The organism is Gammaproteobacteria bacterium, from assembly GCA_021647245.1.
Classification (GTDB): domain Bacteria; phylum Pseudomonadota; class Gammaproteobacteria; order RBG-16-57-12; family RBG-16-57-12; genus JAFLJP01.
Window position 1 is genome coordinate 22,722 of record JAKIVC010000005.1, and the last position, 15,846, is coordinate 38,567.

General features: G+C 50.8%; 11 protein-coding genes. 8 read left to right on the plus strand and 3 right to left on the minus strand.

The genetic code is table 11. The features are described 5' to 3' along the window. Positions 1-35 precede the first annotated feature (35 nt). Positions 36-374 (plus strand): hypothetical protein, encoded by a 339-nt coding sequence (locus L3J94_02460; GenBank protein ID MCF6217620.1) that lies wholly within the window; start codon positions 36-38, stop codon positions 372-374. Positions 375-404: 30 nt separating this feature from the next. On the opposite strand, the gene L3J94_02465 is transcribed toward L3J94_02460, so the two are convergent. From L3J94_02465 to L3J94_02475, 3 genes are all read right to left on the minus strand, one after another. Further along, complete coding sequence (locus L3J94_02465) at positions 405-2,600, minus strand: YgiQ family radical SAM protein (protein MCF6217621.1); 2,196 nt, start codon at positions 2,598-2,600, stop codon at positions 405-407. Between the two features lie 215 nt (positions 2,601-2,815). Then, the gene (locus L3J94_02470; protein MCF6217622.1) at positions 2,816-3,184 is read right to left on the minus strand and encodes a DUF6164 family protein; all 369 of its coding nucleotides are present in this window, start codon (positions 3,182-3,184) and stop codon (positions 2,816-2,818) included. A gap of 84 nt (positions 3,185-3,268) precedes the next feature. Further along, positions 3,269-3,796 carry a hypothetical protein gene (locus L3J94_02475; GenBank protein ID MCF6217623.1) on the minus strand — a complete coding sequence of 176 codons (528 nt, stop codon included), beginning with the start codon at positions 3,794-3,796 and terminating at the stop codon, positions 3,269-3,271. A 146-nt stretch (positions 3,797-3,942) separates the two neighbouring features. Between L3J94_02475 and L3J94_02480 the strand changes: the two genes are divergently transcribed. The 7 genes from L3J94_02480 to L3J94_02510 all read left to right on the plus strand — a co-directional run bounded on the left by L3J94_02480 (position 3,943) and on the right by L3J94_02510 (position 15,791). After that, positions 3,943-7,035, plus strand: a complete 3,093-nt coding sequence (locus tag L3J94_02480) for a hypothetical protein (GenBank protein ID MCF6217624.1) — start codon at positions 3,943-3,945, stop codon at positions 7,033-7,035. Between the two features lie 76 nt (positions 7,036-7,111). Next, on the plus strand, positions 7,112-8,944 hold the full coding sequence (locus tag L3J94_02485) for a hypothetical protein (GenBank protein ID MCF6217625.1): 1,833 nt from the start codon (positions 7,112-7,114) through the stop codon (positions 8,942-8,944). 38 nt (positions 8,945-8,982) lie between these two features. Next, entirely contained in the window at positions 8,983-9,504 is a 522-nt protein-coding gene (locus L3J94_02490; protein ID MCF6217626.1) for a hypothetical protein, read from the plus strand. Positions 9,505-9,593: 89 nt separating this feature from the next. Beyond that, positions 9,594-9,911 (plus strand): hypothetical protein, encoded by a 318-nt coding sequence (locus tag L3J94_02495; protein MCF6217627.1) that lies wholly within the window; start codon positions 9,594-9,596, stop codon positions 9,909-9,911. A 73-nt stretch (positions 9,912-9,984) separates the two neighbouring features. After that, the gene (locus tag L3J94_02500; GenBank protein ID MCF6217628.1) at positions 9,985-11,277 is read left to right on the plus strand and encodes a TolC family protein; all 1,293 of its coding nucleotides are present in this window, start codon (positions 9,985-9,987) and stop codon (positions 11,275-11,277) included. 4 nt (positions 11,278-11,281) lie between these two features. Further along, positions 11,282-12,565 (plus strand): efflux RND transporter periplasmic adaptor subunit, encoded by a 1,284-nt coding sequence (locus tag L3J94_02505; protein ID MCF6217629.1) that lies wholly within the window; start codon positions 11,282-11,284, stop codon positions 12,563-12,565. 25 nt (positions 12,566-12,590) lie between these two features. Next, on the plus strand, positions 12,591-15,791 hold the full coding sequence (locus L3J94_02510; GenBank protein MCF6217630.1) for a CusA/CzcA family heavy metal efflux RND transporter: 3,201 nt from the start codon (positions 12,591-12,593) through the stop codon (positions 15,789-15,791). Positions 15,792-15,846: the final 55 nt, after the last annotated feature.

A 15,846-nucleotide genomic window follows, 5' to 3' on the forward strand; every position in this document is an offset into this window, starting at 1 on the left:
ATAATGGGGCGGTTTTTTTGAAGAGGAGGCAGCCGATGTGTACACATGAAATAGAGGTATATGAGCCTGCAAATTTTTCGGGACAAAACCCAATACATGCAAACAGTATTGGTGTTGTAAAGACACGTGACCGTAATGAGTTTTTTCTGCTCGACTTGGAGAAGCCCTTTGAGTATAAAGGAAACACAGTCTCTCAGCTTATTCTGCGACCACGTTATTATGGTGATAAAATTCAACGTGTAACACGTGATATGTGCACGGTTAATATCATGTATGTTAAGCCGGATAGTAAAATATCCACCGATGAATATATGCAGCTTACCGATGTTGGCAAATGGGGTTGTGGAAAAATAAACCCCAGTCGCAATTCATAACTACGTTTAATCAATTTGGGGCGTTCGTCCCTATTTTTTTGTCCGCGTCACTCGTTTTACAGCTTGGCCCTTTGTTTTTCGTGAAAAATTACCCTTTGGTTGCTGAGTAGAACTCGGCCTGCCGTGGGTCTGCTGGGTGGTAAATGTTCGCCCTTTATTGTGGTTCCCACGTTTGCCTTGTGGCTGCTCGCCAGTACCGATGGGCTGCCAGTTTGGAACTAGATGTTTTTTTCCGTTACCGATGAGTTCAGCTCGCCCCATCTGTTTCAATGCTTCCCGCAGCAGTGGCCAATTATTCGCATCGTGGTAGCGCAAAAAAGCCTTATGTAAGCGACGAATCTTTAAGCCCCGCGGCACAAAAACCTTTTCGCTACTCCGTGTTATCTTCTTGAGTGGATTGCGTTCGCTGTGCCACATGGCGGTGGCCAGCGCCATGGGTGAGGGCAAAAACGCTTGAACTTGGTCGGCTCGGTAGCCGTTTTGTTTCAGCCATATTGCAAGGTTTAACATATCTTCAGTGGTTGTGCCCGGATGAGCCGCAATGAAATAGGGGATCAGATACTGCTCTTTACCGGCTGCTTTGGAGTATTTGTCAAACATCTCCTTAAAGCGGTAGTAGCTACCTATTCCAGGCTTCATCATTTTTGAAAGTGCTTCAGATTCAGTGTGTTCTGGTGCAATCTTAAGGTAACCTCCCACATGATGTGTGGCCAGCTCTTCTACATACTCAGGGGAGCGAACGGCTAAGTCATAACGCAACCCTGAAGCGATCAGGATTTTCTTGATGCCGGGGAGCGCGCGGGCGCGCTTATAGAGTTTTACTAGCGGTGCATGGTCTGTATTCAGGTTTTCGCAAATAGCAGGGTGGACACATGAGAGGCGGCGGCAGGCTGATTCTATCTTCTCACTCTTGCAGGCCAGGCGGTACATATTCGCGGTGGGACCACCTAGGTCGGAAACCATACCGGTAAAGCCCGGCACGCTATCTCGCATCACTTCAATCTCCCGAATAATCGACTCCTCTGAGCGACTTTGAATAATGCGCCCCTCATGCTCAGTGATCGAGCAGAAGGTGCAGCCGCCAAAACAGCCCCGCATAATCGCCACTGAGAAGCGGATCATCTCATAGGCGGGAATATTGTCATCTCGATAGTCGGGGTGCGGTCGGCGGCTAAAGGGAAGGTCATAGATAGCATCCAGCTCCGCTGTGGAGAGTGGAATTGGGGGTGGGTTTAACCAAATATCTTTATCGCCATGGTGTTGGCGCAAGGCGCGGGCATTGCCGGGGTTGGTCTCTAGGTGCAAAATACGCGAAGCGTGGGCATAGAGCTCTTTGTCACGCTTTACCCCTTCATAGCTGGGTAGCCGCACTACGGTTCGGCTACGGTCAAGCTTGGGGCGACGATGTAAGGTGATTACCTTCTTCTCGCTGCTCGCTACGGTGCGTGTATTGTCACAGGGCGGCTCTGCTGAGTATGGGTTGGCCTGAGGGGTGGGCTGGTCACCTGTGTCGATCTCATCGGCTGACATCTCGCTCCAGCCATCCGGTAGATGCTGGTTGTTAACAATAAAAGCGGTACCCCGAATATTGGTTAGCTCGGATACTGGCTCGTGGGCAGCCAGTCGGTGTGCAATTTCTACAATTTGGCGTTCAGCATTGCCATACACCAGCAAATCGGCTTTTGCATCAAAAAGGATGGAGCGGCGTACCTTTTCCGACCAGTAGTCAAAGTGAGCAATACGCCGCAGGCTCGCCTCAATACCGCCAATGACTACCGGTACCCCTTTAAAGGCTTCTCGGCAGCGTTGCGTGTAGATGATCGTCGCACGGTCCGGGCGCAAACCACCTTCTCCTTTGGGGGTATAGGCATCATTGGAGCGAATACGGCGATCAGAAGTATAGCGGTTGACCATTGAATCCATATTGCCCGCAGTCACCCCAAAAAACAGGTTGGGCTTTCCCAGTTCGGCAAAGGCCTCTTTACGATGCCAATCTGGCTGAGAGATGATGCCGACACGAAAGCCCTGAGCTTCAAGCACGCGCCCAATAACAGCCATGCCAAAGCTTGGGTGGTCCACATAAGCATCACCGGTTACCAGAATAATATCGCAGCTATCCCATCCCAACTCGTCCATCTGTTGGCGGGAGAGGGGCAGGTAGGGTGCGGTACCAAAGCGTTTGGCCCAATATTGGCGGTAAGAGAATATATTTTTGGCAGGTTGCATGGAGGGAGTCACCGCTGATGGACTGTAAAATATCGCCATTATAGCGTAATAATCATCTAAATTACTCAGGAATAAACTTAACGACTCAGCGTACTCATCTAATTGTTGATGAAAGCCTTATGAGTAGCTCGCTACGCCCTGTTCTTTTCGCCTCAGCCAGTCAACGTTTATCGCTTTTTTTCACGCCTCCTCTCGTGCAAAGGTTTCATTGTAAATCAATCAAAACTCAGAGAAGAGAGGGGGATGATTGAGAGATAAATAACGAAGGCTATAATCAGCGAAAAGACGATAAACTGCATAGGATCCTCTTTAAATCGCCCCCACAAACTAGGGGCTTTCCCCTGTTTTTCCAGCTCGGCATACTCACTTTTTATTCGCATTGAAAGCTGCTCCTGATACTCGGCCAGTAGCTGTTTTGCCTGCTCGAGCTGCTCATCATTGCGTAGCCAGATCGCTTCCATCGATACTTGCCATATACTGGGTGGCGTCTCATAAAATGAAATTTCATGTTCATCCAGTAACTGGCGGATCTCATCCGCCTCGCTCTCGGGCACGCCTTTGAGTTTGAAAAACAGTGTTGCCATGGTGTTCTACTCACTGATTTGAAGTGGCTATTATAAAGGTAATGAGAGTCGGGGTCTTTATTCTTGCGATTAATAGATGAAGTACTATTTTTCTGTTATTCGCAACACAAAATAAGCGGCGATAACTCCAGCGACGATGGACAACATATCCATCGTGTTGTAGCGGCCATTCTGAAAATAATTTATTGCATGCTCTACGAGGGGTTGCTCGGTAACAGCAGTGGCTAGTCCAGAGATAATAAATTCGTTGATAGCGCTATGCTGCATCATCTCAAACAGGCACTCAATAATTAGCCAGGCACCACATATTAGCAAGTAGGTTGAGTGCCTGACAGGGCTCAATGCGGCCGTGATTAAGATAAAGGCAAAGACATGGCTGAAGGTGGGTAGGTAGTTCCCCGCTACACCAAACAGGGTAGCGCTACTCTCAAACAGGCTTAATGATTGTGGGATGAGGTAGGAAGTATCGGCGGGACGGTCGACCAGGTAGACCAGTGAACCGATGATTAATGAAAATATTCCGAGGAAAAACCGTAACCACTGGTGGGCACTTTTTTTATCTGAAAAGGGTGGTGGGTCGCGATGAAAAGGCATGGCTGTCGTGGTCTGCATATGAAATGGTTAATCTCTCCCTGATGTGCCGTCACTATAAAGCAACTACCAAATTCGGGCAAAAAACAAAGCGACTCGCTATTTTTATTTGAAATAGCGCCGGTATCGGAATAGGGTGTTAGAAAGTATATTTATGGAGGTGAGGGATGATTCATAACGACATAAGTGCCAATTGGCTGAAAAACATCGGACTGGTGCTGGTTTTCATGGTGGGCTTGGCCAGTATTTTTGCTTCGGGTGGCGGCAGCGATGGCGATAGTAGCGCTCCGCAGGTTGTTGATGTGATCAGTGGTTCAGTGATCGGAAGCGGCGGCATTGCGGGCGTTGAAGTCAGTGCAGGCGGTCAATCCGCAACAACTGATTTGAATGGCTTTTATGAGCTGAACAATGTGCCCGTTCCCGGCGGTGGTCTGTTGGTGGTGACCTATGAAAAAGAAGGTTATGCCACTTTTCAACGCACGCTACCCGTGGAAGCCAATAAAACCTATTCGTTAACCGCTAACCTGCTTCAGTATCACTACTCTGAGCAGATGAATGCCGATAACGAACAAAGCTTTGATGTGACCGACCCCAATAACCCAACCGGCGACCCCTTGGCTCAGCTCTCATTTCCAGCTGGCTCACTGGGCAGTGGCAATGTAACGGTAAATGTCGCGGTGGGTGACCCGACTACCGATGAAGGTCGCCCAACATTTCCTGGTGACTATATGGCCGCAGTTGCTTCAGGCGCTGTGGCAGATACTCCCTTAGAGAGTATTGTTTTTACAGAGATCACTATCTACGACGCCGATGGTAATGAGATAACCGAGGTCAATGCACCGGTCACCATTACCTTGCGCCTGCCAGCCAGCCTGCAAACTGTTTATAGTGCCGGTGATACCATTGAATGGTGGTCTTATGATGAAGTTGATGCGGTCTGGATTCGTGAAGATGCGGATCCTGCGACACCTGAGACAATTGATAATGCGTCAGTTATTGATCAAGGCGGGGTACTTTATGCTCGAGCCAAGGTGACTCACTTCACCTGGTGGAATGTGGATCGACCACTCAATGAACACGCGTGTCTCTGTGCCACTGTTGTGGATGGAGATGGTCAGCCGCTTGCAGGCGTGCAGTTGATTGCTGAAGGGGTAACCTATAATGGTCGCTCCAGGCCGGTCAATACCGATTCTGATGGCCAGGGTTGTGTAACGGTTAAACGCAGCGAGGGGGGTGTTACGGATAGAATTCGCCTGTTTGTAGAGCAGGGTATGGTGAGCTTTCCTTACGATGTGACCAGCGCCAATGAAGGCGATGTCGCTAACAATGACATTTTCACCCCGACCACAGAAGGCAGCACCATCGCTAATGTTGGGCAGTGTGTTGATCTTACCAATAACATTGTGCTTAGTTATGATGGTCGTATAACCGGCCAGGTTACCTTTGAAAGCAGCAACACCCCGGTGGCAGGTTATGTTATAAATTCCTCTTTTGGCGCTAGCGCAACCACTGACAGTAATGGTAACTATGAGCTTGAGGTACCCGTTGGCCAACCAGTAACTCTGTTTGCTGTGGGACAAATGGCTACGACGGTTACCGTTGTGGATGAAAACACCCCGCAAGTAGTGAACTTTGAAATTGCCAATCGTGCACCAGTAATCAACCACATCACGCGCGCACCCGAAGGTGCGGTTGATAATGGTCAGGCAGTCGTACTTACAGCAAGTGCCAGTGATGAAGATGGTGACACCCTGAGCTATAGCTGGAGCGCTGGTCAGGGCAGTTTCAATACCACCAGTGGTGCCTCGGTAACCTGGAGTGCTCCGGCAGTAGGCTCTGGAACGGCGATACTGACCGTCGTCGTTACTGATGGCAAAGGCGGTGAGGTGAGTCAAAATATTGCCATTGTCTATGTTGGTGCCGTCACAGGTAACTCTTTGAGCTTTATTTTTAAGGATGATATTGAGAGTGATCAGCCGCTTGCCGGTGTAGTTGTGGCACTTTATAACACCGATAACCAAACGATTGCCCAAACCCTAACCAGCGGTGCTGACGGTGTGGTAGATTTTGGTGATATTGGCCGCTCACGAGCCACTTTTACCATTGTGTATGAGTTAGTCTTTCAAGGGTACAGCAGCTATGAGATAGAGAGTTTCATAGAGATGCAAACAGCTGCTGATATTGTTTATTACAGAGGGTTAAGCGATGAGGGGTCTGCTGGGTCACAAACGCCAGTGGCCTCAGTTAACTACACCCTTAGTGAAGTGCCCGCCAACGCGGGGCGCACTTCAATAATGCCAACCTATGGGTGGTGGGACTTTTCGAATGGCTCTGGATTGTTGAGTAATCGTGCAGTTTATGAATATCAGCTACAGAGTGATGGAACGCTGAGCTTGTTGGCGGAAACCATGGGCTCCTTTCCCAATACTGATCTATTCCTTGCCTATGGTTTTCTACTGGATCAAACCGTTACAGATGGGGCCACTTATGATATTCCATTAAACCGCACCCCAGTGACGACAGGCTGGAGCACCGAGCCAAGCACCGATTTGGGGCGGATTGAGATTGAAGGGTTTCGCGTTGGCTTTGGCTACGAACTGGCGAGCAGCGCTTATGGACCTGGTGCCTCGGGTGGCTTACAGGTTCCCACAGAATTTCCAGTTGATTACTACAGAGTTAGAGCAGAGAGTGCAAACTGGGATTCCGGGTTCACGAGTGAAAAACGTTACAACACGCTACCTCAGTCACTCGTTGTCCCTGTGCCTGACTACAGCTTCAGTAATATGGCTTTTGACGAGACTACCAACGTAGTCAGCTGGACATTGTCAGGTGAAACACCGCGTGACTTTGTTGAAATATCGATGACATTTTATGGCGGTATGTCGGGTGAAGAGAGCATAGACTGGGCGGTTATTCTGGCACCTGATGCGAGCGATTGGCAGGTAATGGAGTTGCCAGCCCCGGCTGATGAGTGGATTGATACTACCTCGCTTCTCAATAATGTTTATGGTCTAAGAGTCGAGGCCACTGACTTCGACTTCGTCTCGGGTATTGATGATTTATGGCAGTTCTTTATCTTAGGTGGTTCATTTGAGGAGGCGGTCACTACAGAGCTATCAGGGTGGGAGAGTTTAACAGGTGGCACTGATCAGTTCTTCAAACCCGACATGCAGATGTTAAAAAGTGGTGCTGAGGTCGAACGAGCAGATAATGGAAGAGCAGCCCGCTCGCCCGGCTTCTCAAAGCTACACAGGCAATAACGGTACTCACCTAGAGGCGGCCTTCGGGTCGCCTTTTTTGTTTATGATCTGAATAAGCCGGGTGAAAGGGGTAACAATGATACTCAACAACATCACTAAATTAACCTGCCTGCTCTTTTTTTTAGCCTTACTGTCGGCTTGTGGTGGTGAGGGTGCGGTGGAGACTACTTATTTCACCGTTAGCACTTCTGTGGGTGTTGGGGGAGAGATTAACCCCACAACGGTAACCGTTAGTGAAGGGGGTTATGCTGATCTATCCATAATACCCATTGATGGTTTTAGTATTGCAAGTGTGTCAGGTTGTGGCGGCTCACGGGCCGGAAACACCTATACCACTGCGGCTGTAGTGGCAGACTGCACCGTAACGGCGAGCTTTGATAGTGTTATAGGTGATCTCACCATTTCCGGGTTAGTTACATTTGACCACATACCGACATCGACCACATCGGGCCTTGATTATGCGGCCCAAACAGCCAAGCCTGCACGGGGTGTTGTGGTTGAAGCCATCAGGGTGTCAGATGATTTACGGGTGGGCTTGGCGGCAACCGATGCTACGGGTGCTTATAGTATGACGGTACCCGCTGCGACAAACATCACCATCCGAGTGAAAGCACAAATGCTCACAACCGGGGGCCCTTCATGGGATATTCAGGTGGTGGATAATACCAATAGTCAGGCGCTTTATGCGATGCAGAGCAGCCCGTTTAATTCGGGCACCGTGGCTATTCTGGATAAAAACCTCCACGCACCCTCTGGCTGGGGCGGTGCATCATACTCTTCAGCACGGGTAGCGGCACCCTTTGCTATTTTGAATACCGTTTATCAAGCGGTGGATATGGTGGTGGCTGCGGATGCAACGGTCGACTTGCCCCAGCTGTTGATTAACTGGAGTGTTAACAATGTTGCGGTGGCGGGTAATGCCGCCATTGGAGAGATTGGTACCTCTCTATTTTCACAGGGCGAACTTTACATCTTGGGTCATGCCAATAATGATACGGATGAGTACGATAGCCATATCATTGCTCATGAGTGGGGGCATTATTTTGAGTCCGTATTGTCACGATCCGACCACATTGGTGGACCACACAGCTCAGGGCAAAAATTGGATCCCAGAGTTGCGTTTGGCGAGGGCTTTGGTAATGCCTTTTCAGGAATGGTTACCGATAATATTAATTATGTCGATACCCTCGGGCCGTCACAAGGGCAGACAGGTATCCTGATCAACCTTGATGATAATGACTTCGACACGGAGTCAGTGGGTTGGTATAGCACCGCGTCGATTCAGAGCATCCTTTATGATCTCTATGACAGCACAGATGAGGATGGAATCGACACGATATCGCTGGGTTTTTCACCCATTTACAATGTGCTGGTTAATGAGCAAAAGAACACCGACTCATTTACCACCATTCACTCATTCATGAGCTTTATAAAAGCGAACAACCCGGGAGATATTGCAGCCATTAATAGCCTGCTCAGTTATGAAAATATCACCACCACGGCACTGGATGAGTGGGATAGCACACAGACTGAAACCAATAGCGGTGGTGAAGCCAATGGATTGCCGCTCTATATCCCCATCACTGTGGGTGCTGCGGCACTTTCAGTCTGCACTCATGGTGGCAATGGTAATGGCAACAAACTGATGAATCGCCGTTTTTTACAGGTCAACATTCCAACTGCGGGTAGTTATACCGTGACCGCAGCACCCGATAGTAATGGCGATGCGGTGATCGATGTTTTCAAAAAGGGGGGGCTTGTGGGTTCAAGGGATGTTTTTGGCCAGGGCGGCACGGAAACAGTGGTCATGAACTTCTCAAGTGGATGGCATATTATCGAGATATTTGATTATGATGTGGTCAACGCTCTTTATAATGGCGAGGAGTGTTTCGAGGTTGCTATTAATTGACTTTATCACCCCGCTAAATAACTTGAATGAGAGATATAATGAAACATCTATTTTTACTGTTTTTATCGACTGGCGTGTTACTGCTTGGGTTGAGTGGTTGTGCAGAAAAGAGCGTGAGCTACATCGATGGCGAAGTGCCCGCTTCGCATAAAATATCAGCACCGATTGCGATCGCTTACAGCGTGCCTAAAAAGGTATCACTAGGGGAAGACCTACTGGTGACAGTGACCTTAACGGCCAGTGCCGACGTTGAAAACCTCACGCTGACGGTGAGCGCAGGGGAGGGGTTAACACTGCCCAGCGGGCGCTATGCTGTGAATTTTGGTTCACAGCAGAGTGGCAGCAGAGTAACCGAGGAGATATTTATCTCACCAAGTCATGAGGGAAGGCTCTATCTGAACCTGCTGGTCTCGGGTTCATTTTCAGGAAGGGAGATGGCACGTGCGGGCGCGGTGCCGGTACAGGTGGGTGAGGGTGTTAGCCAAATGTTGAAAACAACGGGTGCTGTCGCGGTTGACTCTGACGGTAAGCTACTCACGATTTCACCCGCACAAGAGTGATTAATTTTAGGTGATGAGGTTATTTCGCACCTCTATTTGGGGGTTAGGGTTGACAGCATCGCCACACTTCACCTAAATTAGCCACTATCATGAAGAAGATACTGATCTGTTTGTTGCTGTTAGCCAACCTTAGTTTAGGGTTGGCTTATGCTTGGGATATTCATCCCGAAGCAGCGATGGGTCATGACCTGCTCTCTGTTGATCTCTCCGCTTGTGAACAGCATGATCACAGCGAGGGCGATTTGCACAATGATAATCACTGTGGCCACGGCAGCGCCCATTTGGTGGGTCTGGTTTTTACTCAAACCACACCTTTTGCTGCGAACAGCAAGAGTGATTTTTTGGTACCCGCACAGACTCCCCACTCCCTCTATATAGCCCCACTTTTAAGACCTCCTATCGCCTAAATTTTCGCTGTTTTGTTATGTGTCGCCTAAGGTGATGCGTAGTGTTTTTCTTTGCACGCGAAGGATTTAGTTTATGTTGTTTAAAAAATATTTATCGGCAGGCGTATTCGCTTGTCTGGTGTTACCCGTCTGGGCAGTACCTTCCCCTGAGAGACCCCTCTCGACCCTGACCATTAGTGCTGATGTAGCGCAGTTAGTTGACCCATCACTCCAGGTTTTTATTCAGCAGGTGTGGCTCGATAGCCCAACAATTCAAGGGGCGCAAGCGGCGATTGAAGCGGCGCGGGCGCGAGTCGATGGCGCAGATCGCCCTCTTTATAACCCGGCCCTTGAACTGGAGGCCGAACGCACGGATGTGAATACGGCTTCAATCGGTTTTCGCCAAACGCTGGATTGGGGGGATAAGCGTCTGGCTAAAACGCGTATGGCCCACTCTGCGGTACGTTTCGCTGAGGCGGAATTTATAACACAACGCCAGCAGGTTGCGGTGGAAGCCCTAGAGGCGCTGGCGCACTACTTTACCGCACGCGAAATGCAAATGCTGTCGATGCAGCGTAGCCAGTTGATGAAAGGGTTTCTTGATACGGTGCAGCAGCGCCAGGCTGCGGGCGATATGGGGGCACTAGAGGGTACTTTGGCCCATGTTACTTATAGTGAAGCGTTAATGAAGCAAGCGGCGAGAGAGAGTGAGCTGGCCGAAGCTGAAGCGGCACTGCGGGCAGTGACCGGTTTTGATCACGTTAACTGGCCGCCGTTACCCCGTCAGCTGGCAGCACCTCCGAAGCGGATTGACCCTGCGCTACTTCAATCACTCCCCGCGCTTGCTGTGTTGCGTAGTCGAATGGAGCTAGCCAAGTCACGCATTGGTTTGGCGGAAAGCCAAGGGCAGTCTGACCCCACCATTGGCTTTCGTGCTGGCCGTGAGGGCTCTGAGCGCTTGCTGGGGCTGACGCTGGAGATCCCGCTATTTGTGCGCAATAACTTTAAGGCGGGTGTCCGTGCAGCTTCTTATGATGCGGTGGTTGAAGAGCTGGCTTATCACGATGCTCATCGCCGCGCCAAAGCACGTCTTGAGGGTACGCTGGGGCGCTTCCATAACACCGCCCGTGCCTGGGCTGCCTGGGTTACCAACGGGAAACAGGCGCATCGTCAACAGATGAGTTTGCTGGAGCAGCTATGGCAGGCTGAAGAGTTGACCGCGACTGATTACCTGATTCAGGCGAAACAGAATATAGATACCCAGACCGCAGCGACGCGGTTGATGGGAGAGGTGTGGCGGGCGGCAATTAGCTGGCTGGATGCGTCAGCTCAGGTTGAAACATGGTTGGGTTTTACCCCTGCACAAACAGAGAATTCTGGAGAGTAAGTAAATGAAAAGCAGATTGATTTTATGGGTTTTATTGAGCCTGACAGCTCCCGGTACTGTTTTTGCTGGTGAGGGACATGGCCATGATGATGAGGGTCTGGATGATTTTTCAGACATTGAAATGATCGAGAGCCATGGCCCGCACGGTGAAGAGGGGCATCAGCACGAAAAAGAGCAACATGAACATCAGGGTGATGGCCATGAAGAGCACGGTCACGACCACGGTGGTCACGATGAGGCGGATGATGATGGTCACGGCCATGGTGAAGAGGTGAGTGATGTTGAGTTGAGCGAGACTCAGCGTCGTATCGCCGGTATTGAGACGATGATCGTTACACGCCAATCACTGGGTGGTGCCATCACCGCACCGGGTGAGGCGATATTGAATGCTTATCGAACGACCAAGATAACACCTCGCACCGCTGCTCAAGTGATAAAGCGACACGCCTATCTTGGTGATCACGTCAAAAAGGGAGCGCGATTAATTACCCTCTCCAGTGTTGAGATGGCAGAAGCACAAGGGGCGTTGATGGAGGCGAGTGTTGAGCTGCGCCGCGTTGAGAAGCTGGGGCGTAAAGTGCTCTCTGAAAAGCGTTTTGTTGCCGCTCAAATAGCTTATCAGCAGGCTTACGCCAAGGTTAACGCCTACGGTATGACGAAGCAGCAGATCGAGTCTTTGATTGAAACCGGCGATGCCACGCGTGCCACGGGTGAATTTGACCTGCTCTCATTTCAAGATGGCACCCTCATTAGCGATGATTTTGTGGTGGGTGAGTTGATTGAGCCGGGTTATGTATTGATGGAGATCAGTGATGAGTCTCTGCTCTGGGTTGAGGCACGTCTAACACCGGATGATGCGGCCCGTATTGCACTGAAATCACCCGCCCAGGTGCAGGTTGGCAAGCGCTGGATGAGCGGGAAAGTTGTGCAGGCTCGCCACACACTGGATGCGACCACACGCACCCTGGCGGTGCATATTGAAGTGGAGAATCGCAACGATGAGCTACACCCTGGGCAGTTTGTGAATGTTGTTATCGAAGGTAATCAAAAACGTCAGGGTCTGGTGGTACCAGTAGCGGCAATTTTACGCAGCCCCGAGGGTGATTGGCAGCTGTTTGTGGAGATCGCCCCCGGTCGTTTTGAACCCAAAGAGGTGACGGTGCTGGATACGGTGGGTGACCGTATGTTGATTGAAGGTATTGAAGAGGGCACTACCATCGTGGGTAAAGGTGCTTTCTTTGTGCAGTCTGAAATGGCCAAGGGTGGCTTTGATCCGCACAACCATTAATTAACTGAGCAGAGAGATAAAGATTATGTTGAATCGTATTATCGACTGGTCAGTTATCAACCGTTTATTGGTTGTGATTGGTCTGCTGGCGTTAACAGCTGCTGCGACACTTATTATTCCAAAACTGAACCTAGATGCCTTTCCTGATGTGACCAATGTTCAAGTTTCCATCAATACAGAAGCACCTGGCCTGGCCTCGGAAGAGGTTGAGCAGCTAATCACTTTTCCCATCGAAGCGGTGATGTATGCCCTGCCTGATGTGGAGCAGGTGCGTTCGATCTCCAAAACCGGCTTGTCCGGTATCACGGTGGTGTTCAAAGAGGGGAAAGATATCTACTTTGCCCGCCAGTTAGTATTTGAGCGATTGCAATCGGCAAAAGAGCTGATTCCCGACGGGGTGGGAATGCCCGAGATTGGCCCCAATACTTCGGGCCTGGGGCAGATCTATCAATACCTGCTAGTGGCGGATGACAAAAGCCGCTTTGATGCCATGGCGCTGCGTAGTCTAAATGACTGGGTGGTCAAATTGCTGCTGATGCCAGTGGATGGGGTGACCGAGGTACTCTCCTTTGGGGGAGATGTTAAGCAGTATCAGGTTAATCTGAATCCATCCCGTCTGCTGGCCTATGGGTTGAGTCAGCAGGATGTGGTTACAGCGCTGGAGAACAACAATGCCAATGCGGGCGGCTGGTATATGGATCGCGGTCAGGAGCAGTTGGTTATTCGCGGTGTCGGCTGGTTAAGTCATGATGAGCAGGGGCTGAAGGAGCTGCGACAAATTCCGCTGAAAACGGTGGATGGAACGGTGGTAACAGTGGCTCAGGTGGCTACGGTGGCACTGGGCAGTGAAATACGCCAAGGTGCCGTTACCATGACACGCCGCGATGCCCAAGGTGATCCGCAGGTGCTGGGTGAAGTGGTGGCCGGTATTGTGCTGAAACGGATGGGTTCCAATACCAAAAGCACCATTGACGGAATCGAAAGCCGTGTGGCGTTAATTCAGCAGGCCCTGCCTGAAGGCGTACGCTTTGAGGTCTTTTATGATCAGAGTGATCTGATCACCCAGGCGGTGAGCACGGTTGTTAATGCGCTGCTGCTGGCCTTCATATTTATTGTGGTGGTGCTGGCGCTGTTTTTAATGAACCTGCGGGCGACTTTTCTGGTGCTGATCTCGATTCCCATCTCCATTGGTATCGCGCTGATGATCATGGCCTGGTTTGGCCTCTCAGCCAACCTGATGTCACTGGGTGGCATTGCGGTGGCTATTGGTATGTTGGTGGATGGTTCGGTAGTGATGGTGGACAATATGTTCAAACACCTCACACACCCCGATGCCGAACATGACAAACAAGCCCATGCCCGTGCAGGCGCTCAAGATGCAGACCCCTATGATGTCGCCCATGATAAAAACGGCATTGCGTTACGGCTGCAAATTGCCGGCAGGGAGGTGGCGCGTCCGATATTTTTTGCCACCTCAATTATTCTGGTGGTGTTTTTACCGCTGTTCAGTTTTGAAGGTGTTGAGGCGAAGCTGTTTCAGCCTATGGCCATCAGCATTATGCTGGCAGTGGTGGCGGCAGCTTTTGTCGCGCTGATCATTGTGCCGGCACTGGCCACCTACCTGTTCCGCCACGGCGTGCGCGAAAAAGAGAGCTTTGTTCTCAAGCCGTTGGATAAGCTTTATCGTCGTGGTTTGCGTTGGGCGCTAAAAAGAACCCGCATCGTAGTGGGTGGAGCGGTGTTGCTGATGATAGCTACAGTCGCACTGGTACCGCAGTTAGGTACCGAGTTTGTGCCAGAGCTAGAAGAGGGAACCATCAATCTGCGCGTTACACTAGCCCCTTCGGCCAGCCTGGAGACAGCACTCACGGTTGCCCCAAAACTGGAAACGATGTTACTGGAGTTCCCCGAAGTCACTTACGCCTTGAGTCGAGTGGGCCGCCCAGAAATTGGCGGTGACCCAGAGCCGGTTAACAATATCGAAATATATATTGGCTTGAAACCGGTGAGTGAGTGGAGCAGTGCCCGCAATCGCCAGGAGTTGCAAGGATTGATGGAACATAAGCTGGAGCAACACCCCGGCCTACTGCTCAACTTTTCACAACCCATAGCGACCCGAGTGGATGAGCTACTGTCAGGCGTGAAGGCGCAGCTGGCGATTAAACTATTTGGCCCTGATCTGGCGGTATTAGCAGAGAAGGGTGCGGCTATTGAACAAGTGATACAAAGTGTTGACGGTGCGCGGGATGTGGCAATGGAACAGATTGTCGGCGAAGCGCAACTGGTGATACGACCCGACAGAGCGCAGCTCTCCCGTTATGGGTTAGCCGTGGGTGATGTGATGGCGATTGTCCGGGATGGCCTGGGTGGTCGCGAGGCGGGGCAGATCATCAATGGCAATGAGCGCTACGACATCTATGTTCGTCTAGCCGAATCGTTCCGCGTTGATCCGACTGCGATTAACAACCTGCGCCTGCAAGCACCCACGGGTGCCTGGGTAAGGTTAGGAGATGTTGCCCAAATCAGCATTGAATCCGGGCCGCCCCAAGTGCGCCGAGACGATGTGCAGCGGCGTGTAGTCATTCAAGCCAATGTACAGGGGCGTGATATGGGCGGTGTGGTAGCAGACATCCAGCGTGCGATTGCAGAACAAGTAGAGCTACCCTCCGGTTACTCGGTCGATATTGGAGGACAATTTGAGAGCCAGCAGCGAGCGCAACAACGGCTCAGTATGATTGTACCGCTCTCTTTGGCACTGATTGCACTGCTACTCTACTTCGCATTCAACTCAGTCGGTCAGGCACTGCTTATCTTGGTCAACGTACCGCTGGCGGTGATTGGTGGAGTCTTCGCCCTCTACCTCTCCGGGCAGTACCTCTCGGTACCCAGCTCTATCGGCTTCATTACCCTGTTTGGCGTTGCGGTACTGAATGGCGTAGTCATGGTGGAGAGCATAAATCAACGGATAGCGGATGGATTGTCGGTGGAAGAGGCTGTTTTCAGTGGCGCAACCTCACGTTTGCGCCCCGTATTGATGACCGCCATCACCTCGGCACTCGGACTCATACCGATGCTGATTTCGACTGGCGTAGGGGCCGAAATTCAAAAACCCCTGGCCACGGTGATTGTAGGTGGGCTACTCAGCGCCACCTTCTTAACCCTGTTTATCTTACCCACCCTGTTCGCCTGGTTCTCCAAAGCTAAGCTAGGAGGCTGTCGGGCTTAGGTGATCGTAGCGAGGGAAAGCCATTTTGAGTCCATTTTTTTGATCGTTTGAGGTG

Excerpts from the sequence above, each read along its gene's own strand:
- L3J94_02480 (MCF6217624.1), top strand. The coding sequence starts at position 3,943 with ATGATTCATAACGACATAAGTGCCAATTGGCTGAAAAACATCGGACTG.
- L3J94_02460 (MCF6217620.1), top strand. The coding sequence starts at position 36 with ATGTGTACACATGAAATAGAGGTATATGAGCCTGCAAATTTTTCGGGA.
- L3J94_02500 (MCF6217628.1), top strand. The coding sequence starts at position 9,985 with ATGTTGTTTAAAAAATATTTATCGGCAGGCGTATTCGCTTGTCTGGTG.
- L3J94_02505 (MCF6217629.1), top strand. The coding sequence starts at position 11,282 with ATGAAAAGCAGATTGATTTTATGGGTTTTATTGAGCCTGACAGCTCCC.
- L3J94_02485 (MCF6217625.1), top strand. The coding sequence starts at position 7,112 with ATGATACTCAACAACATCACTAAATTAACCTGCCTGCTCTTTTTTTTA.
- L3J94_02495 (MCF6217627.1), top strand. The coding sequence starts at position 9,594 with ATGAAGAAGATACTGATCTGTTTGTTGCTGTTAGCCAACCTTAGTTTA.
- L3J94_02465 (MCF6217621.1), bottom strand. The coding sequence starts at position 2,600 with ATGCAACCTGCCAAAAATATATTCTCTTACCGCCAATATTGGGCCAAA.
- L3J94_02475 (MCF6217623.1), bottom strand. The coding sequence starts at position 3,796 with ATGCAGACCACGACAGCCATGCCTTTTCATCGCGACCCACCACCCTTT.
- L3J94_02470 (MCF6217622.1), bottom strand. The coding sequence starts at position 3,184 with ATGGCAACACTGTTTTTCAAACTCAAAGGCGTGCCCGAGAGCGAGGCG.
- L3J94_02490 (MCF6217626.1), top strand. The coding sequence starts at position 8,983 with ATGAAACATCTATTTTTACTGTTTTTATCGACTGGCGTGTTACTGCTT.
- L3J94_02510 (MCF6217630.1), top strand. The coding sequence starts at position 12,591 with ATGTTGAATCGTATTATCGACTGGTCAGTTATCAACCGTTTATTGGTT.